General features: G+C 74.6%; 17 protein-coding genes. 14 read left to right on the forward strand and 3 right to left on the reverse strand.

From position 1 onward, the window contains the following. Nucleotides 1-189 precede the first annotated feature (189 nt). The 12 genes from ACIPUC_RS11850 (at nt 190) to ACIPUC_RS11905 (ending at nt 15,729) form a co-directional block, all read left to right on the forward strand. Nucleotides 190-1,482: a condensation domain-containing protein gene (locus ACIPUC_RS11850; protein WP_446588977.1), complete on the forward strand. Its 1,293-nt coding sequence runs from the start codon at nt 190-192 to the stop codon at nt 1,480-1,482. Continuing rightward, nucleotides 1,479-2,756, forward strand: a complete 1,278-nt coding sequence (locus ACIPUC_RS11855; RefSeq protein ID WP_446588979.1) for an MFS transporter — start codon at nt 1,479-1,481, stop codon at nt 2,754-2,756. Before ACIPUC_RS11850 ends, ACIPUC_RS11855 begins: the two co-directional genes overlap by 4 nt. Nucleotides 2,757-2,830: 74 nt before the next feature. Further along, the gene (locus ACIPUC_RS11860; RefSeq protein ID WP_446588981.1) at nt 2,831-5,287 is read left to right on the forward strand and encodes an ATP-grasp domain-containing protein; all 2,457 of its coding nucleotides are present in this window, start codon (nt 2,831-2,833) and stop codon (nt 5,285-5,287) included. 82 nt (nt 5,288-5,369) lie between these two features. Beyond that, nucleotides 5,370-7,028, forward strand: coding sequence for a carbamoyltransferase C-terminal domain-containing protein (locus ACIPUC_RS11865; RefSeq protein WP_446588983.1), 1,659 nt, complete (start codon nt 5,370-5,372; stop codon nt 7,026-7,028). Further along, complete coding sequence (locus ACIPUC_RS11870; RefSeq protein WP_446588985.1) at nt 7,025-8,380, forward strand: KamA family radical SAM protein; 1,356 nt, start codon at nt 7,025-7,027, stop codon at nt 8,378-8,380. The genes ACIPUC_RS11865 and ACIPUC_RS11870 overlap by 4 nt, the downstream gene beginning before the upstream one ends. Continuing rightward, complete coding sequence (locus ACIPUC_RS11875) at nt 8,377-9,657, forward strand: pyridoxal phosphate-dependent aminotransferase (protein ID WP_446588986.1); 1,281 nt, start codon at nt 8,377-8,379, stop codon at nt 9,655-9,657. Before ACIPUC_RS11870 ends, ACIPUC_RS11875 begins: the two co-directional genes overlap by 4 nt. Beyond that, nucleotides 9,654-10,367 (forward strand): maleylpyruvate isomerase family mycothiol-dependent enzyme, encoded by a 714-nt coding sequence (locus ACIPUC_RS11880; RefSeq protein WP_446588987.1) that lies wholly within the window; start codon nt 9,654-9,656, stop codon nt 10,365-10,367. The genes ACIPUC_RS11875 and ACIPUC_RS11880 overlap by 4 nt, the downstream gene beginning before the upstream one ends. Before the next feature lie 29 nt (nt 10,368-10,396). Next, nucleotides 10,397-11,545, forward strand: coding sequence for a hypothetical protein (locus ACIPUC_RS11885; RefSeq protein WP_446588989.1), 1,149 nt, complete (start codon nt 10,397-10,399; stop codon nt 11,543-11,545). A gap of 66 nt (nt 11,546-11,611) precedes the next feature. Then, entirely contained in the window at nt 11,612-11,890 is a 279-nt protein-coding gene (locus tag ACIPUC_RS11890; protein WP_446588991.1) for an acyl carrier protein, read from the forward strand. Beyond that, nucleotides 11,887-13,074, forward strand: coding sequence for an acyl-CoA dehydrogenase family protein (locus tag ACIPUC_RS11895; protein ID WP_446588993.1), 1,188 nt, complete (start codon nt 11,887-11,889; stop codon nt 13,072-13,074). The genes ACIPUC_RS11890 and ACIPUC_RS11895 overlap by 4 nt, the downstream gene beginning before the upstream one ends. Further along, complete coding sequence (locus ACIPUC_RS11900; protein ID WP_446588995.1) at nt 13,067-14,209, forward strand: acyl-CoA dehydrogenase family protein; 1,143 nt, start codon at nt 13,067-13,069, stop codon at nt 14,207-14,209. The genes ACIPUC_RS11895 and ACIPUC_RS11900 overlap by 8 nt, the downstream gene beginning before the upstream one ends. Further along, nucleotides 14,206-15,729, forward strand: coding sequence for an AMP-binding protein (locus tag ACIPUC_RS11905; RefSeq protein WP_446588996.1), 1,524 nt, complete (start codon nt 14,206-14,208; stop codon nt 15,727-15,729). Before ACIPUC_RS11900 ends, ACIPUC_RS11905 begins: the two co-directional genes overlap by 4 nt. A gap of 83 nt (nt 15,730-15,812) precedes the next feature. On the opposite strand, the gene ACIPUC_RS11910 is transcribed toward ACIPUC_RS11905, so the two are convergent. After that, complete coding sequence (locus ACIPUC_RS11910) at nt 15,813-16,967, reverse strand: oxygenase MpaB family protein (RefSeq protein WP_446588997.1); 1,155 nt, start codon at nt 16,965-16,967, stop codon at nt 15,813-15,815. 242 nt (nt 16,968-17,209) lie between these two features. Continuing rightward, entirely contained in the window at nt 17,210-18,409 is a 1,200-nt protein-coding gene (locus ACIPUC_RS11915) for a serine hydrolase domain-containing protein (RefSeq protein ID WP_446588998.1), read from the reverse strand. Between the two features lie 224 nt (nt 18,410-18,633). On the opposite strand from ACIPUC_RS11915, the gene ACIPUC_RS11920 reads away from it, so the two are divergent. Both ACIPUC_RS11920 and ACIPUC_RS11925 read left to right on the forward strand, forming a co-directional pair. Beyond that, nucleotides 18,634-19,044: a hypothetical protein gene (locus ACIPUC_RS11920; RefSeq protein ID WP_446588999.1), complete on the forward strand. Its 411-nt coding sequence runs from the start codon at nt 18,634-18,636 to the stop codon at nt 19,042-19,044. Beyond that, the gene (locus ACIPUC_RS11925; protein WP_446589000.1) at nt 19,041-21,167 is read left to right on the forward strand and encodes a tetratricopeptide repeat protein; all 2,127 of its coding nucleotides are present in this window, start codon (nt 19,041-19,043) and stop codon (nt 21,165-21,167) included. The genes ACIPUC_RS11920 and ACIPUC_RS11925 overlap by 4 nt, the downstream gene beginning before the upstream one ends. A gap of 74 nt (nt 21,168-21,241) precedes the next feature. On the opposite strand, the gene ACIPUC_RS11930 is transcribed toward ACIPUC_RS11925, so the two are convergent. Then, complete coding sequence (locus ACIPUC_RS11930) at nt 21,242-22,228, reverse strand: CHRD domain-containing protein (RefSeq protein WP_446589001.1); 987 nt, start codon at nt 22,226-22,228, stop codon at nt 21,242-21,244. Nucleotides 22,229-22,459 lie beyond the last annotated feature (231 nt).

Below are 22,459 nucleotides of genomic sequence, written 5' to 3' on the forward strand. Positions count from 1 at the left end.
TACCGCACTGGACATGCTTCAACAGGTTGTGTAATCGTCTCTCCAGTGGCGGAAAAAAGTTTCCGCAATGCAGAATTATCGATGCTCTTTCGAGAATTGCCGGAGCGTCGGTGGACCGCCACTAGAAAGCCGCTCGAGAAACACTGGAAAACCTTTCGAACAGCACCGGAATTGGAGGTCGGTCCCCAAATGTTTCAGGCCATTCCGCTTTCGCTGGGCCAGCTGTCGGTCTGGCACGACATCCGGGATCTGCCCCCGGCCAGACGCCACGAGCCCAACAACGCCGCCGTGTGGACCCTCCCCGCGGACACCGGCGTACGCGAGGTGCGCAGCGCCCTCGGCACGCTGGCCCGCCGGCACCCCTCGCTGCGCACCCGCTACGACCTGACCGACCCCGACGCGCCGCGCCAGCTGCCGGCCGACGAGACCGCCACCGCCGTGCTCGACCGGGCCGAGGCCGACCCGGGCGACCCGGGCCACGCCGACGCCGTCGCCGCCGAACTCGCCGCCCGCCCCTTCGACCTCGGCTCCGAACACGCCTGGCGGGCCCGCCTGCTGACCCACGGGGACACCGCCCGCGCGCTGGTCTTCGTCAAGCACCACATCGTTGCCGACGCCTGGGCGCAGGAGCTGCTCCGCGCCCAGCTGTCACAGGCCCTCGCCGGTGCCGTCCCCGCCCCCGCGGCCGAGGCGCCGGCGCCGGGCCCGGCCGAGCTCGCCGCCGAGCAGTTCTCCGAAGCCGGGCTCAGCCGGCAGGCCGCGGCCTTGCGGCACTGGGAGCGGCTGCACGCCGACACGCCGCGCACCGCCCTCCCGCACCGGCCCGCCGACCGCGGCACCGCCGTGCAGGCCACCCTCCGCTCGGCCCCCGCCCTGTCCGCCGCCCGCGCCCTCGCCGACCGAGCCGGTGTCTCCGTCGCCTGCGTGGTCCTCGCCGCGTACGCCCGCTCCGTGGCAAGGCTGTGCGCCGACGGCCAGGCCGAACCGCAGGCCCTGACCGTTCAGTTGATGAGCGCCAACCGGTTCACCCCCCGCTGGAAGGGCCTGGTGACCTCCATGAACCAGTGGGCGCCGGCGCTGCTCCCGCTGCCGCCCGCCACCAACCTCGTCGGCCTCGCCCGCGCCGCCCACTGGAGCAGCCTCACCGCCTTCCGGCACGGCATGCACGACGTCACCGCCGTGGCCCGCCTCCGTGACCGGGCCGCCGCCCCCGAACCCACCTGCGCCTACAACTTCGTAGCCCTCCCCGAGGGTGCTTCCGCCGCGGGCGCCCGCACCGTGCCCGACCCGGGCGACCAAAGCCCCAGCCTGCGCTGGGAGACCCCGTTCACCACCATCGGACCGCGCTGCTACGCCCGCGCCGACGACCTCGGCGGGGTGCTGTCCGTACGGCTCACCGTCCGGGACCTCGGCCGTGACCAGGCGGCCGCCCTCCTGTGGGACCTGCACGCACGGCTGCTCGCCGAAGGGAAGACGGCATGACCGCGCCCACCGCACCCGCCCCCGCCGCTCCGCGCCCGAGCCTGTGGCGCAACGCCGACTTCCTCAAGCTGTGGACCGGCCAGACCGTGTCCCAGTGCGGCACCTACGTCACCCAGCTCGCGCTGCCGTTCGTCGCCCTCACCGTGTTCGACGCCTCGCCCGCCCAGATCGGCACCCTCACCGCCGTGCAGTTCCTGCCCGTCCTGCTGCTCACCGTGTTCGCGGGCCGCTGGGTGGACCGCCGCAGGCGCCGGCCCCTGCTCGTCGGCGCCGACCTGGTCCGCGCCGTCGCCCTGGCCGCCGTACCGCTCGCCTGGTGGGCCGACGGCCTCAGCCTCGGCCTGCTCTACGCGGTCGCGCTCGCCATGGGCTGCTGCACCGCCCTCTTCGACGTCGCCTACCTGTCCTACCTGCCGAGCCTGGTCGACCGCCGGGACCTGGTCGCCGCCAACAGCAAGCTCCAGGGCAGCTACGCGGTCGCCCAGGTCGGCGGCCCCGGCCTCGGCGGGCTCCTCATCCGCTTCGCCGGAGCCCCCCTCGCCCTGCTCATCGACGTGGCCTCGTACCTGGTCTCCGCGGTGTCCCTGCTGCTGATCCGCACCCGTGAGGACGCCCCGGCCCGGCCCCGCCCCGACGAGGACGGCGGACTGCGGCGCCAGCTCGGCGCCGGGTTCGCCTTCATCCTCAAGGAGCCGGCACTGCGCCTGCTCACCTTCAAGGGCGCCTGGTTCAACCTGTGCGAACAGGCCCTGCTCACCGTCTTCCTGGTCTACGCCGTACGGGAACTCGGCCTCGGCGCCGGGGCCCTGGGCACCTGCATCGGCCTCGGCAGCCTCGGCGCCGTGCTCGGCACCGTCATCGCCCGCCGCGCCGGGCGGGCCCTGGGCGTCGCACGCGTCCTGGTCGGCTCCATGGCCCTCGGCTGCGCCGCCCCCGCCGCCATCCTCCTGCCGGACGGCAACGACCCGGGCTCGCTGGCCCTGATCACCGGCGCGTTCGCGGTGTTCAGCATCGGATTCACCGTCTTCAACGTCTACTTCGTCACCCTGCGGCAGACCGTCACCCCGCCCGACCGCCTCGGACGGGTCACCGCCGCCTACCGCACCCTGGCCTTCGGAACCTTCCCGCTGGGCGCCTGGGCGGGCGGCGCCCTCGCCGAACAGCTGGGCCTGCGCACCGCACTCGTCGTGGTCTGCGCCGCCTTCGCGGCGGGCTGGCTGCTCTTCGCCGCCTCCTCGCGCGTGCTGCGGCCCCTGACCGTCGCCCTCGACTGAGCAGCACCGAGCACACGAACGCCGAGCACACACCGCCGCCTTCCCGCCGCAACCCACCCTCTGGAGGCTCCGCCATGCCCGAACACGTGATCATCATCCACCGGTGGACCGACCGCTACGCCGACTACGCCGCCTACATCGACCACACCGCCCACCGCGTCAGCTACGTCACCACCGAGCGCGCCGCCGGCTCGCTCCCCACCGACCTGGCCGCCGGGGTGGCCCTGGTCGACAGCACCGAGAACGCGCCGGCGGTCCGCGCCCGGGTCGCCGAGCTGGCGGCCCGCAGCGGCCCGCCCACCCGGATCGTCGCCCTCCAGGAGACCGACCTGGACCTCGCCGCCGACCTCCGCGCCGCCCACGGCCTGCCCGGCACACACCCCGCCGACCTGGAACCGCTGCGCGACAAGCTGGTCATGGCCCGCCGGCTGCACGCCGCCGGGCTGCCCGCCCCCGCCACCGCGCCCGCCCCGGACCGTGCGGCCATCGAGGAGTTCGCCGCCGACCACGGCTGGCCCGTACTCGTCAAGCCCCGCCGAGGCACCGCCAGCGCCGCCATCACCCGCCTCGACGACGCCGGACAGCTCGCCGCCTACCGGCTGCCGGCCGGCACGGGCCCGCACACCGAGATGATCGTGCAGCCCTGGCAGCCGCACCAGGTGTTGCACGTCGACGGCGTCTACACCGGGTCCTGCCTCGGTGCCTGGCGGGCCTCCCGCTACCTGAACACCTGCCTGGAGTTCACCTCCGGCAGCGCGCTCGGCTCCGTCGAGATCGACCACGAGGCGACCCTGGAAGCCGTCGGCGCGCTCACCCTGGCCGCCGCCCGGGCCCTGTTCACCGGGCCCTCCGTCTTCCACCTCGAACTCTTCCGCGACGACCTCGGCGAGCTCTCCGTCCTGGAGATGGCCGCCCGCCCCGGCGGCGCCGAAGTCCCCTTCGTATGGCGCGAGGTGCACGGCACCGACCTGATGGCCGCCGCCTTCTCCCACCAGACGGGCCTGCCCGACACCTCGGGCCGCGCCGTCGACGACCCCTCGCAGGTCGCCGGCTGGCTGCTGGTGCCCCCGTCCGAAGCCACCCCCAGCCGGGTCCGCGCCGTCAGCTCGCACCAAGGCGAAGGCCCCTACGCCGAAGCCCTCCCGGCCGTCGGCGCCCTCGTCACCGGCGGCGGGTACGAGCACGCCGGAGCCCGCTTCCGGTTCCGCGGCCACAGCACCGCCGAGGTCGAGGCCGCCGTACGGCGCACCGCCCGCACCGCCCGGCTCGAGACCACCGCACTCGATCCCGAGGCCCCCGCCCGCATCGTCGTCGTGGGGTGCGGCACCCCGGCCTACCGGACGTACTCCCTGGACGCGGTGGCCGCCCGCGCCGAGACCGCCCTCGTCCAGCCCGCCCCCGCCGACTGGCAGCTCCCGTACGTCCAGGACCGCCACCGCACCGCCGACACCTCGGACCCGGCGGCGACCGCCGCCGCCGTCGCCTCGCTGCTCGCCGGCCACCCCGGCCCCGCCGGAGTCCTCACCTGGGACGAGACGCTGCTGCGCACCACCGCCGAGGCCGCCGCCCGGCTCGGCCTGCCGCACATGGCCCCCGACGCCGTGGACCGCTGCCGGGACAAGCTCACCACCCGCCGCGTCCTGGGCGCCGCGGGCGTCCCGTCAGCCGGGTTCCGCCACGTCCGCACACCGGCCGAGGCCCTGGACGCCGCCGAGGCCCTCGGCTACCCCGTCGTCGTCAAGCCCCGCGCGCTGGCCGGCTCCATCGGGGTCACCCTCGCCGCCGACCCCCGCGCACTCGCCGCCGCCTTCGACCAGGCCGCCGGATCGGCCTTCCCCGGCATCACCGGACTCGACGGAGTGATCGTCGAGGAGTACCTGACCGGCCCCGAGATCAGCGTGGACTGCGCCGTCCGCGGCGGTCGGGCCGTGGTGGCCAACGTCGCCCGCAAGCGCCTCGGCTTCGCCCCCTACTTCGAGGAGGTCGGCCACCTCGTGGCGCCCTGGCGGCACGAAACCTGGGCCGACGCCGTCGAGACCGTGGTCACCGAGGCCCACGCGGCGCTCGGCATCCGCACCGGACTCACCCACACCGAGCTGCGGCTCACCCCCACCGGACCGCGCGTCGTCGAGGTCAACGGCCGCCTCGGAGGGGACTTCATCCCGCTGCTCGGCGCCCTCGCCACCGGAGTCGACCTGGTCGCCGCCGCCTGCGACATCGCCCTCGGCCGCACCCCGGACCTCACCCCGACCCGGGACCGCTGCTCCGAGGTCACCTTCGTCTACCCGCCCCACGACGGGCAGGTCCGCTCCCTCGACCTCAGCGCCGCCGAGGCCGTGCCCGGCGTCGAACGCGCCGTCGCCCTGGCCGCCCCCGGCACCGAACTCCTGCTGCCGCCGCGCGGCATCGTGCCGCGGCTGGCCGCCCTGCTGGTCACCGGGGACACCCCCGAGCAGTGCGCCACCGCGTCGACGCGCGCGGCCCGGGCCGTACGCGCCGACGTCACCCCGCTGGTCACGGCCGCCGGCTGACACCCCGCCACACCCCGCACAGCAGAACGCTCGACCGCACGACACCACGACCGTACGCATTTCCGATGAAAGGGCGATCACCATGTGGACCCTCGGCGTCAACGCTCCTCCCACCGGCTGGCACGACACCGCCGCCTGCCTCGTCAACGGCGAAGGCGAGATCATCGCCTTCAGCGAGGAGGAGCGCATCAACCGCCACCGCCACTCGCTGTACCGCAAGCCCGTCAGCGCCGCCCGCCTCTGCCTCGACCGGGCCGGCATCAGCCCCGCCGACATCGACGTCGTCGCCCTCGGCTGGGACGTCGACCAGCTCTACCCCGGCCGCTTCACCAGCGACGCCGACTTCCTCGCGTACGCCGTCGGGCTCGACTTCGGCAGCGACCTCCCCGAGGTCGTCCGCGTCCCCCACCACGCCGCGCACGCCGCCTCCGCCTTCTACGCCTCACCGTTCCGCAAGGCCGGCGTCCTGGTCATCGACGGCCACGGCGAGAACGAGTCCTCCAGCATCTGGACCTTCGAGGACGGCAAGGAGCCCCGCCAGGAGCGCTCCTGGGGCCGCACCGCCTCCCTCGGCTACGCCTACGACGCCGCCTCCACCTGGCTCGGCTTCTCCTTCCTCAACGCCGGCAAGACCATGGGCCTCGCCGCCTACGGCCGGGCCGCCGGGATGCCGGCCGAACAGCTCGTCGACATCCGCGACGAGGACTTCCGGCTCGCCATCGCCCCCCTGACCGAGGCGCCCGGCCGGGCCACCGCCGAGGACATCAAGCGGCAGTACGAGGCGCAGGTCGCCGCCTGGCGCGACCGCTACACCCGCATCGTCGGAGCCGACCGCCCGCAGGCGGACGAGGAGAACCTCCCCGACGACCCCAAGGCCGTGACCGTCGCCTGGACCGCGCAGCGCATCATCGAGGAGACCGTCACCCACCTCAGCTCCCTCACCCGGAAGATCGCCGGCGTGGACGAGCTCTGCCTGGCCGGCGGCGTCGCCCTCAACTGCTCCACCAACGGGACCCTGCCCGGCCCCCTGTACGTCCCGCCCGTGCCGCACGACGCCGGTGTCGCCCTCGGCGCCGCTTGGGCCGTCAGCCCGCCCAAGCAGCACACCCGCGCCCTCAGCCCGTACCTGGGCAGTGACATCGGCAGCGCGGCCGGCCTGGACACCAGCGGCCTGCACCGCACCGACCTCGACGTCGACGCGGTGACCCGGCTGCTGCTGGAGGGCCGGGTCGGAGCCGTCGCCCAGGGCCGCGCCGAGGTCGGGCCCCGCGCCCTGTGCCACCGCTCCATCATCGCCTTCCCGAACACCGCCGAGGTCAACACCCGGGTCAACACGGTCAAGAACCGCGAGCAGTGGCGCCCCTTCGCCGGCGTCACCCGCCCCGGATACAGCGCCCGGCTGTGGGATCAGCAGGAGCACCTCAGCCGCTACATGCTCGGCGCGGCCAAGGCCACCGAGCTGGGCCGCCGGGTCGCCCCCGGCGTCGTGCACGTCGACGGCACCACCCGCCCGCAGGTGCTGCGCGGCGACGACGCCCCGCTCGTCGGCGCCGTCCTCGACGCCCTCGAGCGCCAGGGCGTCCCGCCGGTCCTGTTGAACACCTCCTTCAACGACAAGGGTGAGCCGATCGTCGACACGGCCGTCCACGCGCTGGGCGCCTTCCGGGCGATGCAGCTGGACTTCCTCGTCCTCGACGACTCCCTCTACACGAAGGAGACCGGCCAGGGGGCAGCCCGGTGACCGTGCCCGGAGCCCTCGCCACCGACCGCTTCACCGCGTACGGGCCGCGCCACCTCGACGAGATCGCCGCCCGCTACGGCCTGCCCGACGACGTCCGCGAGACCGTCCGCCGCGTCTCCCAGGTCCTGCCGTTCCGGGTCAACTCCCACGTCCTGGACCAGCTCGTCGACTGGGACCGGGTCCCCGACGACCCGATGTTCCAGCTCACCTTCCCCCAGCGGGGCATGCTCACCGCCGCCGACGAGAAGGAGATCGGCGGCCTGCTCGGCGACGCCGCCCGCAAGCCGGAACTGCGCGCGGCCGTCGCCCGGATCCGGGCCGGGCTCAACCCCCACCCCTCCGGCCAGCGCGAACTCAACGTCCCCCACCACCAGGGCCGGCCGGTACCGGGACTCCAGCACAAGTACCGCGAGACCGTGCTGTACTTCCCCGGCCAGGGCCAGACCTGCCACGCCTACTGCACCTACTGCTTCCGCTGGGCCCAGTTCATCGGTGACGCCGACCTGCGCTTCGCGGCCCCCGACCCCTCCGGTCTGATCGGCTACCTGGGCGAGCACCCCGAGGTCCACGACGTCCTGGTGACCGGCGGCGATCCGCTCATCATGTCCACCGAGCGGCTGCGCTCCCACCTCGAGCCGCTGCTCGAGGTGGACTCCGTGCGCACCCTGCGCATCGGCACCAAGTCGCCCGCCTACTGGCCGCAGCGGTTCACCACCGACCACGACGCGGACGACCTGCTGCGGCTCTTCGAACAGGTCGTGGCCTCCGGACGGCAGCTCGCGGTGATGGCGCACTTCAGCCACCCCCGCGAACTCGACAACGACCTGGCGCGCCGGGCACTGGCCCGGATCCGGGCCACCGGCGCCGTCGTCTACTGCCAGGCACCGCTGATCGCGCACGTCAACGACGACGCCGGGGTGTGGAGCGAGCTGTGGCGGTCCGAACTCGCCGCCGGAGCCGTCCCCTACTACCTCTTCGTGGAACGCGACACCGGCCCCCACGCGTATTTCAAGGTGCCCCTCGCCAAGGCCGTCGGCATCTTCCGCGCCGCCTACCGCACCCTGCCCGGCCTCGCCCGCACGGTCCGCGGCCCGGTCATGTCCGCCACGCCGGGCAAGGTCTGCGTCGACGGCGTGGAGGAGACCGGCGAGGGCCGCTGGTTCCAGCTGCGCATGGTCCAGGCCCGCGACCCGGCCCTGGTCGGGCGCCCCTTCCGGGCCCGCTACTCCACCACGGCCGCATGGCTCGACGACCTCCAGCCGCACCCCGACACCCCCGCCGACATCGTGGCCGCGCTGCGCGGCACGGCACCTCGTACGGAATCCGGCACGACCCGGGGGGAAGCGGCATGACGGACCCGTCCCCGAACCTGACCCTCAACCACCTCGTGGAACAGCGCCGCGCCGCCGGCGAGCCCCTGGTCAACCTCACCTTCGGGGAGGCCCGGCTGCCCGTCCTCCCCGAACTGGCAGAGCAGCTCGCCGCGGGCGCCCACCGCGCCTCCTACGGCCCGGTCGCGGGCGCCGAGGACGCCCGAAGCGCCGTCGCGGGCTACTTCGGGCGGCGGGGCCTGCCCACCGACCCGGCCGACGTCGTCCTCGCCCCGGGCAGCAAACCGCTGCTGATGGCCCTGAACCTGGCGGTGGACGGGGACGTACTGCTGCCCCGGCCCGCCTGGAACACCTACGCCCCGCAGGCCCGCTACGCGGGCAAGGAGCCCATCCCCGTGCCCGTCCCCGACGCGTGCGGGGGAGTGCCCGATCCCCGAGCGCTGCGCGGGGCGATCAGCCGTGCCCGGGCCGCCGGGCGCACGCCGCGCCTGCTGGTCCTGACCCTGCCCGACAACCCCACCGGCACCCTCGCCCCACCGGACCTGGTCCGCGAACTCGCCGCCGTCGCCGAGGCCGAGGACCTCCTGATCGTCTCGGACGAGATCTACCGCGACGTCGTGCACGACCCGGCCACGCCCTTCCTCAGCCCCGCCGAGGCCGCGCCCGCGCGCACCGTCGTCACCACCGGCCTGTCCAAATCGCTGGGCATCGGCGGCTGGCGGATCGGCGCCGCCCGCTTCCCCGCGGGCCCGCGCGGCCGCGCGGTCCGCGACGGGGTCGTCGCCGCGGCCAGCGAGATCTGGTCCACCCTCGCCGGCCCGCTCCAGCAGGTCGCCGCCTACGCGTTCGCCGAACCGGAGCCCGTCCGGGCCCGGACGGCCGCCGCGGCCCGCCTGCACGGCGCCGTGGCACGCGCGGTGCACGCCCGAGCAGTCGCCGCGGGGGCGCACTGCCGGCCGCCGACCGCCGGCTTCTACGTCTACCCCGACTTCGAGCCGCTGCGCGCCGAGCTGGCCGGGAACGGCGTCACCGACTCCGCCTCGCTCGCCGCCCACCTCCTCGACCACGGGGGCGTCGCCGTCCTCGCCGGACACCTGCTCGGCGACGACCCCGCGGCCCTCCGCTTCAAGGCCGCGACCAGCCTGCTCTACGGCGGCGAGGAGGAGCAGCTGCGTGCCCTGCGGGCCGAGGACCCCACCGCCCTCCCGCACATCGCGGACCAGCTCGCCCGCGTCGAGGAAGCCTTCACCCGTCTGACCAAGGGGCCCGGGCCCCGCCGCACCAGGAGGCCGTCATGAAGTCCCTGCCGCCCACCCCGGAGACCTTCGCCCTCATCGCCGGCGCGGGCGACCGGCTGCTGCGCGGCCTCGACCGGCTCACCGACGCCGACGCGGCCGCCCCCTCCCGTCTCGACGGCTGGAGCCGCGCCCACGTACTCAGCCACCTCAGCGCCCAGGTCGACGCCCTGGAGCGGCTGCTGCACTGGGCCCGTACCGGCACCGAGACACCCCAGTACACCGACCGGCACGCCCGCGACACCGAGATCGAGGACGGCTCCCGGCAGCCCGCGGCCGCCCTCGTCGACCGGGTACGCGGCTCCGCGGCCCGCTTCCTGGACACCGTCCGGGAGCTGCCCGACCCCGCCTGGCAGACGGTCGTGCGCCCCTTCACCGGCGAACTGTGCACACCCGAGCGCATCCTGGTGATCCGGCTGCGCGAACTCGAGGTCCACCACACCGACCTCGACCTCGGCTACGGCTTCGGCGACATCCCCCGGCCGGCCGTCGACGTCCTCCTCGACGACGTGTCCGGCTTCCTCGCCGAGGCAGCCGGCACCCCGCCCTGCACCCTCCGCGACGACGCGGGAGACCCGGTGGCCGCCTTCGGCTCCGGCGGGCCCGTCGTCACCGGCCCGCGCGGCGCCCTGCTCGCCTGGCTCACCGGCCGCTCGAAGGGGGAGGGGCTGAACACCCCCGGTCCGCTGCCCGAGCTGCCCGCCTGGATCTGACGTACCGAACCACCCGGAAGGAGTACCAGATGAACGACCACCCGGCGCCGGAGCCGCTGCCCGAACGCCACGCGCTCGGCTCCGTGCACACCGAACTGCTCGACTGCATCCAGGTCAACCTGGCCGTGCTCGCCGACCACCACCACGGGCCGGACACCCACCTGAGGCTCGGGGCCGCCCTGCGCTGGCACGACCGCCCCGGACCGCACGGACTGCCCACCGTCGACCCGTCGCTCGACCAGCGGATCGCCGAGGCCGAACAGCTGCTCGGCCTGAAGGTCCGCAGCCGTACGCGGCTCACCGGAGCAGACCTGGCGGCGGCCGTACGGGCCCGCGGCACCACCCACTACGTCGTCGCCGACGCCCATGCGATGCCCTGGCTGCCCTACCACGGCCGCCGCCACATGGACCACAGCTTCCTCCTCGCAGCGGGACCCGACGGCTTCCACGTCGCCGACGGCTACCGCACCGACACACCCTGGGGCCCCGCGGTCCCGGGGCACTGGCAGTACGGCGCCGACGCCGTCGCCGGCATCGAGCGGGCCGAGGTCATCGAGTGGGCGCCGCGTCCCCTCGACGCCACCGGCCCGCGGCCCGCGTACGACGGCGGCGACCCCGCCCCCTACCTCGCCGCCTACGCGGACCACCCCGACCGGGCGGCCGCCCTGGAGCAACTCGCCTCCGAGACCTGGCTGCTGGCCCGCGCCCGCGCCCTGCACGCCCGGTGGCGCGCCCGGCTGTCCCTGCCCGTGGACCCCGAGCACACGCGGCGCTGGGACCTGGTCGTGGAACAGTCCTACCTCGCCCACCGCAGGGTGGCCCGCGGCCGCACCGAACCGCCCGGCGTACTGGACCGGCTCGCGGCGGCGCTCGACGCCGACGCCGCCGCGTTCGCCACGCCCGCACCGCAGGCCCCGGCGGATCCCGCGCTGCGCGACGCCGTCGCCGACATCGCCGCCGCCGTGCTCGACGCGCCGCGCCAACGGCTCCTCGACGGAGCCGAGTTCGCCGCCTTCCCGACGTTCAGCTCCTTCCGGCTCGTGGAGCTGATCGAACGGGTGGAGCGGGACCTCGACGTCGAACTCGACGCCGACGAGCTGATCCCGGAGAACCTGCGCCGCGTCGAGGACCTCTGCCAGATCGCCTCCCGGCCCCTGGCCGCGGCCCCGGCCGCCTGACGCGCGCACGGCGGGCCGCCCGTTCCCGTACCCGTACTGACTGCACCCGAGGAAAGGACCCCTCCCATGGACCCCCGATTCATCGAGATCCTCCGCCCCTCCGTCTCCGTCTCCGTCGACGGCGCCACCGGCGTGGAGATCACCCCCGACACCGACCTGCGCGCCCTCGGCATCGACTCCATGGCCGCGATCGAGCTGCTGTTCACCCTCGAGGACACCTTCGGGATCTCCCTTCCCGACGCCGACCTCAACGACGAGACCTTCGCGACCGCCGGCAGCCTCTGGCAGGCCGTCGCCGCCCAGATCTCTCCGGGCCAGAGCTCCCCGGGCCAGGTGGCCGCATGACCACGGCCGTGACCACCGACCTCCGTACCGCACGTGAGGCCGCACTCGAGGCCGCCGAGGAGGTCGCCTCCGTCGCCGCCGAGCACGCGGCCCGCACCGACCGGGACGCGACCTTCCCCGTCGAGGCACTCGCGGCCCTGCGCCGCACCCGCCTGCTGGGCCTGCCGGTCCCCGCCGAACACGGCGGCACGGGCGGCACGCTGCGCGACGTCGTCGAAGTGACCGAGCGGCTGGGCCGCGCCGACCTGTCCGTGGCCATGATCTTCGCCATGCACTGCCAGCAGGCCGAGGCCGTGGTGCGCCACGCCCACGAGCCGCTGCGCTCCGCCCTGCTGCCCCGGCTCGCGGCCGGCGAGGTCTACCTCGCCTCCGTGACCACCGAGGCGGGCAAGGGCGGCCGTCTGCTCACCGCAGAGGCGGCCCTGGCCGAGCAGCAGGGCCGCCTGGAGATCGACCGGTTCGCGCCCGTGGTCACCGGCGGCGCCCACGCCGACGGCTTCCTCGTCACCATGCGCAGCCCCGGCGCCACCTCCGGCCACCAGGTCTCCCTCGTCTACGCCGACCGCGACCAGCTCCGCATCACCGGCGACGGGGACTGGCAGCCGCTCGGCATGCGGGCCAGCCACAGCGTGCCGCTCCGCCTCACCGGCAGCGTCCCCGGCCACCAGGTCGTCGGCGAGCACGGCGACTTCTCCCGCATCGCCGGCGAGATCTTCGCCCCGTACGCGCACCTCGGCTGGTCCGCGGCCTGGCTCGGCACGGCCGCCGGCGCCCTGTCCCGCGTCCTGCGGCTGCTGCGCGGCCCGGACGGCCGCGGCCGCTTCGACATCGGCTCCGAACTGCTGCTCACCCGGCTGTCCCGGGCCCGGCAGCGGCTGGACACCGTCCACGCCCTGCTCCGCCACACGCTCGCCATGGTCGAGGAAGGCGCCGAACTGCACACCCCCAGCGGCCAGTTGCTGCTCAACGGCCTCAAGATCACCGCGGCCGAGCAGTGCCACGAGGCCGTCGACGACCTGGTGACCGCCGTCGGACTGCGCCACGGCTACCTCAAGGACTCGCCGACCCGCCTCGAACAGGCCCTGCGCGACCTGCGGTCCGCCGCCCTCAACTACAGCAACGACCGGCTCCACCTCGCCGACGGCCGCCTCGCGCTGCGCGACACGGGGGTGCGCCTTGTCTGACCTCCGCATCCTCACGCCGGACGACACCTCGCACGGCACGCCGGACAGCGCATGGGAGACCCTGCACCCCGGCGCCTCCGGCGCCGAGGTCTGGTCGGCCCTGGGCGCCGGAGGCCGCCTCGCCGCCTGCTACCGGGACGGCGACCCGCGCCGCGGGCTGAACCCCGCCGCCCTCGCCCGGCTGCTGGCCGCCACCGACGCCCGCTTCGGCATCCCCGCCACCCTCTCGGTGAGCGTCCCGCTCGCCACCACCCTGCCGGTCCTGGCCACCGGCACCACCACCACGGCCCGCCGGGCGCTGGCGGACGCCCTCGCCGGGCGCGTCACCACCGCCCTCGCCGCCACCGACGTCACCGCGGGCACCGACCTCACCGGCCTGCGCACGGCCGTCCACCTCGACGGGGACACCGTCGAGGTCACCGGCGAGAAGCAGTGGATCGCCAACGCCACCACCGCCGCCTGGTTCCTGGTACTGGCCCGCCTGCGGCCCGGCCGCCACTTCACCTCCTTCACCTGGGTGCTCGTGCCGTCCGATGCCCCCGGCGTCCACGTCCGGCCCGCCGATTCCGCCCTCTACGCGGGCTCCGGCACCGGTCACGTCCGCTTCGACGGCGTACGCCTGACCGCCGGTCACCTCGTGGACCGCGTGGGCATGGGCCTGCCCTCCTTCGCCCGGCACATCGCCGGGGAGCGGCTCGCCGGCGCCCTGTGGGCAGTCGCCCTCTGCCGGCGCGTCCTGGCGGACACCCGCCGCCACCTGGCCGGCCGCGCCCACGGCGAGGCCACCCTGTGGGACAACGAGGGGATCCGGCAGCGCTTCGCCGCCTGCCTGGTCCGCACCCAGGAACTGCACGCCCTGTGCGAGCAGTTGGCGCAGCCCGTGGCCCGCCGCCACGACGCGACCGCGGCCGCCGCCCTCAAGGCCGCGGCCGCGGCCACCGTCGGCCAGGTCCTCGGCGACTGCGCGCAGTGGTGGGGGGCCGCCGGATTCGCCGACGGCTCCCTCCAGCAGACCAGGGCGCAGGCGGCGCTGTTCGGGATCGGCGGCGGCGCCACCGAGGTCGTCCTCGCGGCCCTCGCCGACTCCGCCGAGCACGTCCTCGCCCGTCTCGAATTCCGAGGAGAGACACCATGACCGCACCCGCCGGACACCGCACCCTCCACGACTGGTTCGCCGCCTCCGCCGCGGCCCATGCCCAGCGGCCGGCCCTCGAGGCCGCCGGACGCGTCGTCGCGTACGCCGAACTCGAGGACCTCGCCGGCCGGATCGCCGCAGCCCTCCTCGACCACCTCGGCGGCCGCGCGCCCCGCCGGGTGGGCCTGCTCGCCGGGCGCACCCTCGTCGCGTACGCCGGGTACCTCGCCGTCCAGCGGCTGGGCGCCGCCGTCGTGCCGCTCGGCCCGGCCTTCCCGCACGCCCGCCACATCACCGTGGCCCGCGCCGCCGCCCTGGACGCCGTACTCGCCGACGAACACGCCGCGCCCGATCTCACCCTGCCCGCGCCCGTGCTGCGGCTGACCGACACCGGTCTCGACGCCCTGGCCGCGGGCTCCGCACCGCCCCCGGTCCCGGGCGCACCCGGCGACCTCGCCTACATCCTGTTCACTTCGGGCTCCACCGGCGTGCCCAAGGGCGTACCGGTCCTCCAGCGCAATGCCGACGCGTTCCTGCGGCACGTCGTCCCCGCACACGACGCGGGACCCGGCGCGCGGCTCTCCCAGACCTTCGACCTCACCTTCGACCCCTCCGTCTTCGACATGTTCTGCGCCTGGGGCTCCGGCGCGACCCTCGTCGTCCCCGACCGCACCGAGCTGCTGACCCCGGTCCGGTTCGCCGCCCGGCGCGAGCTCACCCACTGGAATTCGGTCCCCTCCCTCGTCTCGCTCGCCCGGCGGCTGCGCCAGCTCCGGCCCGACAGCCTCCCGGCCCTGCGCCGCAGCGTGTTCTGCGGCGAACCGCTGACCCTGCAGCAGGCGGAGGCCTGGCGGCTGGCCGCCCCGCACAGCACCGTGGAGAACGCGTACGGCCCGACCGAACTGACCGTCACCTGCACCTCCCACCAGCTGGCCGGGGAGCCCGGCGGATGGCCGCGCACCTCCAACGGCACCGTCCCCATCGGCCGGCCCTACCCGGGCCTGGAGGCGCTCGTACGGGACGGCGAACTGTGCTTGCGCGGCCCCCAGCGCTTCCCCGGATACCTGGACCCCGCCGACAACACCGGCCGCTTCCTCGCCCCCGACGGCACCCCCTGGGACCCGGCGACCCCGCTCGGCGACGACCACTGGTACCGCACCGGAGACCGGGTCGCCGCCCTGTCCGACGGCGGCTACCTCCACCAGGGCCGGCTCGACCAGCAGGTCCAGGTCAACGGCTACCGGGTGGAACTCGGCGAGGTCGAGGCGGCCCTGCGCGAACAGGCCGGTGTCACCGAGGCGGCCGTCATCGCCGTCCCGAACGCGGGCGGCGGCACGGAGCTCGCCGCCGCCTGCTCCGGCCCCGGGCCCGACCACGCCGCCGCCCTCACCGAAGCCCTGCGCGCCCGCCTGCCCGGCTACATGGTCCCCGCCACCGTCACCGTGCTCGACGCCCTCCCGCTCAACGCCAACGGCAAGACCGACCGCACCACCCTGCGCGCCCTCCTGACGGCCGCCTGAGGCCGGGCCGAAGAATCCGGTGGCGGCCGGGCAGACGGACACCCCGGCGCGACGGCCGGGGTGTGCTGTCGGGCGGCGGTGGGTCAGCGGTTGTCGCCCAGCTCCTGGTGCATCTGGGGCTGGTCGTCCTCGTCGTGGGTCAGGGCGTGGCGCTCGACCTCGTTGAACGCCTTCGAGGCGATGCCGAGGACCTCCTTGTACGGGTTGACTCCGACGGCCTTCTTCGCGGTGCCGCCCAGGAGTCCGCCGGCGGCGCCGCTGAGCACCCCGTGGCCGGCGGCCAGGGGCTTGCCCGCGGCGTCCAGGACGCTGCGCTTGATCCCGGCCATGTCGGCGTACTTGTCGGTGAGCGCGGTGCGGACCATCGCGACGTACGCGTCGTGGACGCCGGGCGGCAGGAACTTCTTGTAGAAGTCGATGGCCTGCTTGGTCATGAAGACGCCGTCGTCGGTCTTCATCCACTCCTTGTCCCGCTCCTGGTTCCAGAGCGCCTCGACCTCATCGGCGTTCTTGGGCAGCAGCCACTTCTCGGGGGTGCCGAGATAGTGGTTGACGTAGTGCCAGGCGCACATGAAGCCGTGCGCGTCGTCGCGGGAGACCTCCAGGCCGAGGTTCCTCATCGCCTGGAGGATCTGCGTGCTGAAGACACAGGCGGCGCCGGTCGTGTACTTCTGCGAGACCGGCTCGCCCCACTTCGCGTAGTCCCACACCCCGCTCTTCTTGTGGAGCTGGCGCACCGACGCGTGGACGAGCCGCACCTTGGTGACGGTCGCGGTCAGGCTGCCGTCCCGCAGGGCGTTCTTGTCGCCCATGTCGATGAACAGCCGCGAGGACTGCGACAGGCGCCGGCCCGGTCCCTCCACCCCGCCCAGGCGCCCGGTGGAACGGAGGGTGAACGCGCCCGTCGGTGACAGGTAGGTGCCGATCAGGCCGACGGTGCCCTGGAGCATGGAGGCCTCGCCGTGGTGGTGGGCGAAGAACCCCTCGGCCGCCTTGACGTCCGCCTCGCTCCAGTCCGGCGGGGGCGCCGCGGCCTCGCGCATGAACTGCGCCAGCCGCTCGGGCAACTGCGACAGGTCCTGGCCCGGTCCCAGCTTGTTGATCGTCCGGAACAGGGCGTTGACCCCGTCCACTTCCTTGTTGTCGATCAGGTCGGACACGAGCTGGTCGGCGGCCGGATCCCCGACCTTGCTCGCGGCCTCCAGCTCCGCCGCGACCGATGCCGTCGTCAATGCCACTGCGAGACTCCCTCTTCCTTCGTGGGCAGACTGAACGGGGCCGCCGGGCCTGGCCAGGGCGCCGGCGGCAGGGGCGCACCGCGCCCGGCCTCTTGATCAAGATTGCCGCCCCGATCCTGCCCCCGCCGCAGTCCGCTCCGCGATGCCCCATCCGGGTCACGGGGGCGTACGCGCCCCGCGCACCAGCGGGCGCACCTCTGCCCGAACGTTCCTGCGCCGCGGGCGGGCGCACGCGGTGGCCGTCACCTGCACAAGGCGGTGTCGACGAGGGCCTGGGCGTTGTCGCGGTGCTCGGTCGTGAGCGCCCCGTCGACGGTCACGGCCACCGCGGCGGCCCGGCCGTCGTCGGTGACCGCGTTGCGCGTGGCGTAACCGGGGATGTTGCCGCCGTGGCCCCACGCCAGGCCGCCGCAGCTCAGCGGCGTACTGGTCACTCCCAGCCCGAACCGCACGCCGGTCTCCACGCCGTCCTCCGCGGGGACCGCGACGGTGGTGCGCATCTCGGCGAGCTCCGCGGGCCCCAGGAGCTTGCCGCCGACCAGGGCGGAGAAGAACCGGTTCACGTCGCTCGGGGTGGAGACCAGCTGCCCGGCGGCCCATCCCCAGGAGGGGTCGATACGCGTCACGTCCTCCAGGGGACCCCCCGGCTGCGCCACCTGGTAGCCCCGGGGGTGGGCTTCGCGGATGCCCTCGTCGCCCACGCCGGGGAAGTAGGTGTGGCGCAGTCCGATGCGGTCGATGACGCGGTGGGTGATCTGCTCGGCCAGCGGCCGGCCGGTGACCTTCTCGATGAGCAGGCCGGCCAGGACGTAGTTGGTGTTGCTGTACGACCAGCCGGTCCCCGGATCGAAGAGGGCCTTGTGGGCCAGCGCCGTGTCGAGCAGGGCGCGGGGCTGGTAGTAGGTGTGGCGCGAGGCTTCGCCGCGGTAGTCGTCGACCATGTAGTCCGTGTAGTCGGGCAGTCCGCTGGTGTGCTGGAGCAGCTGGCGCACCGTGATGCGGCTGCCGTCGATGCCCTCGCCCCGGACCAGGCCCCGGAGGTACTCCTCGATGGGGGTGTCGAGGGCGACCCGGCCCTCACCGACCAGCTGGAGTACGACCGTTGCGGTGAACGCCTTGGTGTTGCTCCCCACCCGGACCTGTCCGTCGACGGGCACCTTCGCCCCGGTCCGCACGTCGGCGACACCCGCGGTGTAGTTGCGGGTGCGCCCGTCACGGCCGACGGTGGCCGCCAGGGCGGCGGGGTAGCCGTCGTCGCGCACCAGACGCTCCAGGCCCTGCCGCACCGCATCACCGGAACCGGGGGCCTGCGCCGCGGCCGCGGGGAGCGTGCCGCCCACGGCCAACGCGGCCGCCAGCACCGCCACCACCGCGGTGCCGCGCCGCAGTCCGGTGGACGTGGGGACACGAACGGACGACGGCCGACGGGAACGATCGGTCATGGGAAACCCTCCTTGTGCACCCTGCCGGGTGCATCGGCATCGATCATGTGGATGCCCCGAGGCTAGGAAGCGGTGCGGGCCCGGCACATCGCCCGCCGGACCGAGGGCCCGGGTCCTGCTTCCCGCCCGCGACCGGGACCCACATCCCACTCGGCTCTCTCCCTCGAACCGATCGCCATCGTTATGTGATGCTGGGACAATTACGGTGTGGAGATGGGGGTTTGATGGAACCGGAGATCACCGCGCTGGCGGCGAGCGCGGGCACGGCGCTGGTCACCGCGCTTGCCACGGAGGCCTGGCAGACCGCGACCGTGGGGCTGGTCGCGCTGTGGAGGCGGGTGCTTCCCGAGCGGGCCGACGCGGTGGAGGCCGAACTCGACGCGACGCGGGACGACCTCGTCGGCGCGCAGCACGAGGGGGACAAGGAGACCCCGGCCGAGCTGGCGGCGGAATGGCAGGGCCGGATCCGGCGGCTGCTGAGCGCGCACCCGGAGGCGGCCGACGAGCTGCGCGCCCTGCTGCTCCCGCCGCAGGACCAGTCGCCCGCCGCGCCCGCGATCACCCAGCACGCCACCGCGTCGGGCCAGAGCCGCGTCTACCAGGCCGGCCGGGACATGCACCTGGGTCCGCAGTGAACGGCCGCACCGAAGGCCGGGCCAGCGGCCAGGGCCGCGTCTACCAGGCCTCCGGCGACCAGCACATCGTCGAGCACCACCACCACGGCCCGTCGTGGTCCGGCCCGGACACGGTGCGCAGTCCCGCGCTGGGCCGCACTCCGCTCGTACTGCGCGACCGCGTCGAGCTGATGGACACGCTGCGGGCCTCCGTCGCACCGGGCGCGGGCGGCCGGGTCCACGTCCTCCACGGACTCGGCGGCTGCGGCAAGACCGCCGTCGCCTGCGCGCTCTTCGAGCACGCGACCGCCGACGCGGGCCGCGTCGGCCTGTGGGTGAATGCCTCCGACACCACCTCGCTCCGCTCCGGCATGCTCGCCGTAGCCGCCGACCGCGGCGCCGCCGAGGGCGAGTTGATGGCCGCGCGCAGCGGGCTGCGCGCCGCGGCGGACCTGGTCTGGGACCACCTGGACCGGTCCGACCGGCCCTGGCTGCTGGTCATCGACAACGCCGACGACCCCTCCGTACTCCGCGACGGCGGCTGGCTGCGCAGCAGCCCGCGCGGCACCGTACTGGTCACGAGCCGTCAGGCCGCCAGCCGCTGGTGGCCCGGAGCCCAATTGCTCCACGTGGGCGTACTGCCGCGCACGGACGCCGCCCAGGTGCTCCGCGACCTCGCTCCCGACGCCGGGACTGCCGAGGAGGCGGAGGAGATCGCCGACCGGCTGGGCCGGCTTCCCCTCGCACTCACCCTCGCCGGCACCTTCCTGGCGCACCAGGTGATCAGTCCCTGGACGCTGACCGAGTACGGGCAGCGCCTGGACATCGACCTGATAGACCAGGGAGCCGTGGGCATCGCCGGCGACTCGCGCCACCTGGTCAGCAGCACCTGGGAACTGTCCCTCGACGCGGTGGCCGGCCAGGGCCTGCCCGAGGCCCAGACCCTGCTGCGCCTGCTGGCATGCTGGGCGGGCGACCCGCTCCCGCTCTCCCTGCTGGCCGGCCTCGACCTGGGCGCGGACCTCCCGGCCGGGCGGGTCGAGCCGGCGCTGCGCGGCCTGCTGGACCACTCCCTCACCGAACTCGTACCGGGCCCGCCCCGCGGCCTGCGGACCCACGGGGTCCTCCTCGACAGCGTGGCCCGCGGCACCCCTGCCGAGCAGATCGGGGAACTCGCGGCCAAGGCCGCCGAGTTGTTGCTGGCGGTGCTTCCCGAGATCCCCGAACGCGGCATCGAGGCAGCTCCGTTCCGGCCGCTGGCCCCCCATGTGCTGGCGCTGCTGCGCCGGGTGTCGCAGCGGGAGGACGCGGACCCGCCGCTCGTGGAGTCGGCGGCGGAGTGCGCGCTGCGGCTCGCCGTCAACCTCCACCGGTCGGGCGACTACGCCTCCGCGCTGGCGGTCGGCGCCACGGCCGTGGACCTCGCGACGGCACGGCTGGGCGACGATGACCCGCTGGTCGTGCGGCTGCGCCAGCGCGTGTCGCGGACCCTGCGCAGGCTTGGCCGCTTCGACGAAGCCGAAACCCTTGCCCGCCGGACCCTCGCCGACTGCGAGCGCCTGTTCGGCCCGACCGCCCCGGACACGCTCGAGAGCTGCGCGACGCTGTCGATCGCCGCGTGGGTGAACGGTCGGCAGGCCGAAGGCGCGGCCCTGATGCGGCGGGCCGCCGAGGGCCGGACCGCGCTCCTGGGACCGGTACACCCGCAGACGCTGAGGGCGCGCTACATCCTGCTCGAGATCGTCCGCGGTGCGGAGCTCGCCCGGGAGCTCGAGGGAGCGCCCGCCCTGGTCCAGCAGTGCGCCGACACCATGGGGCCGGACCATACGATCACCATGGGCGCGGAGCTCAACTACGCGAACGCCCTGTTCTACGCCGGCCGGCCCACCGAGGCGCTTCCCCTCGCCCGACGGGCCTTCACGGCGGCCGAGCGGCGTTACGGGCCGGACTACCCGATCACCCTGGCCTCCCGGTCACTCCTCGCGCTGACCCTCGCGGGCGCCGGGGCATTCCCCGAGGCGATCGAGCAGATGGAGGCGGTCCTGGAGAAGCGGACTCGTGTCCTGGGGCCGGACCACCCCTGGACGGGGCATTCCGCGGCGAACCTGGACGCGTTCCGGGACGGCGTGGCCTCCGCCTACTGACGACTCCGCTGCCGCCCGCCCCCGGCCGTGCTCCGGCCGGGGGCGGGCGGCGGTCGCGGTGTCGTCGCGCGGGGTCAGCGGAACAGTTGGCCGCGTACCGCTCCGTCGGGGAACTCCGCGGTGTGGATGTTGGAGTAGTAGTCCCGGGGGTTCTCCCGGACCCGGCGGACGTCCTCGGCGTTCTGCCCCGCCAGTCGGCCGGACACGGCGAAGATCCCGTCGGGCACCGGCTTGTCGAGCAGGTTGAAGACCACGTTGCCGTTCTTGCCGAACGGGCCGCGGTGGATGTGCCCCAGCGCCGGGCTCTTGATGCCGACCCACGCCAGCGAGTAGTCGACGTCCGTCCCCGAGGGCTGCAGGAAGGTCACGGCGTGGCCGTCGGGGTCGCCCACTTTGGAGGCGTCGGTCTTCGGTACCTCCTGGGCGCCGTTGGACAGCGCGCGGAGCTCGCCGCCCTTGAGGACCGAGAGCGGGTTGACCGGGCGGTCGAGGGGTCCGAGCCGGCCGCGTACCGCTCCACCGGGGAATTCGGCACTGCGCAGGTTGACGTAGAAGCCGGCCGGGTTGGTCTGCAGGCGCTGCGCGAGCGCCGCGTCGGTGACGGACACCTGGCCCGCTGCGGAGTGCACCGTGGAGGGCATGGCGCTGCCGAAGAGCGGAACCTTCACCGCGCCGTTGCGCCCCGCGGCGCCCTCGTGGATGTGCCCGAGGCTCGGCACGAGCCCCTTCCAGGTCAGCGAGAAGGTCACGCGGTCGCCCTCGACCTGCACCAGCGCGACCGCCTCGCCGTCCGGGTCGTCGACGGCGGGACCGCCGGTGACCGGTACCTCCTGATCGCCGTCGAGCCGCGCGACGAGGGTGACGGCGCGGCCGGACGCGGGCGTCGTGAGCGCGGCGGCCGTCCCGGCCGCAGCGGGCGGGGAGACGTGCCCGCCGTGCTCGCCGTGCCCGTCGTCGGCGTTCGCCGGGATGACGGTGCCGGCGCCCACCGCGAGCACGCAGGCCGCGGTCGTGAGAACGCGCAGCTTCGTCTTGGGCGTCTTCATCGGGTTCTCGTTCATGGGGGTGATCCTCCCCTGAGGTCCCGGCCTTCGGCGCCCGGACGCTGTACGGCTTCACCAAGGACCAGGCGGGCGCGAGCAACTGCGACGCGGCATGCGTCGCCGGCTGGCCCGCGCTCACCGCGCCGCCCCTCGTCCTTGCCGGAAGGGAGAAGGGGGAGCGGGTATTTGTAACCTCCCTACAAGTCGCGGGCGTACATTCCGGCGCGGGTGCCGCTCGTGAGCGGCACG

The sequence above is a fragment of the Streptomyces sp. LARHCF249 genome (assembly GCF_052871255.1).

Excerpts from the sequence above, each read along its gene's own strand:
- ACIPUC_RS11850 (WP_446588977.1), top strand. The coding sequence starts at position 190 with ATGTTTCAGGCCATTCCGCTTTCGCTGGGCCAGCTGTCGGTCTGGCAC.
- ACIPUC_RS11855 (WP_446588979.1), top strand. The coding sequence starts at position 1,479 with ATGACCGCGCCCACCGCACCCGCCCCCGCCGCTCCGCGCCCGAGCCTG.
- ACIPUC_RS11860 (WP_446588981.1), top strand. The coding sequence starts at position 2,831 with ATGCCCGAACACGTGATCATCATCCACCGGTGGACCGACCGCTACGCC.
- ACIPUC_RS11865 (WP_446588983.1), top strand. The coding sequence starts at position 5,370 with ATGTGGACCCTCGGCGTCAACGCTCCTCCCACCGGCTGGCACGACACC.
- ACIPUC_RS11875 (WP_446588986.1), top strand. The coding sequence starts at position 8,377 with ATGACGGACCCGTCCCCGAACCTGACCCTCAACCACCTCGTGGAACAG.
- ACIPUC_RS11880 (WP_446588987.1), top strand. The coding sequence starts at position 9,654 with ATGAAGTCCCTGCCGCCCACCCCGGAGACCTTCGCCCTCATCGCCGGC.
- ACIPUC_RS11885 (WP_446588989.1), top strand. The coding sequence starts at position 10,397 with ATGAACGACCACCCGGCGCCGGAGCCGCTGCCCGAACGCCACGCGCTC.
- ACIPUC_RS11890 (WP_446588991.1), top strand. The coding sequence starts at position 11,612 with ATGGACCCCCGATTCATCGAGATCCTCCGCCCCTCCGTCTCCGTCTCC.
- ACIPUC_RS11895 (WP_446588993.1), top strand. The coding sequence starts at position 11,887 with ATGACCACGGCCGTGACCACCGACCTCCGTACCGCACGTGAGGCCGCA.
- ACIPUC_RS11905 (WP_446588996.1), top strand. The coding sequence starts at position 14,206 with ATGACCGCACCCGCCGGACACCGCACCCTCCACGACTGGTTCGCCGCC.
- ACIPUC_RS11915 (WP_446588998.1), bottom strand. The coding sequence starts at position 18,409 with ATGACCGATCGTTCCCGTCGGCCGTCGTCCGTTCGTGTCCCCACGTCC.
- ACIPUC_RS11920 (WP_446588999.1), top strand. The coding sequence starts at position 18,634 with ATGGAACCGGAGATCACCGCGCTGGCGGCGAGCGCGGGCACGGCGCTG.
- ACIPUC_RS11930 (WP_446589001.1), bottom strand. The coding sequence starts at position 22,228 with ATGAACGAGAACCCGATGAAGACGCCCAAGACGAAGCTGCGCGTTCTC.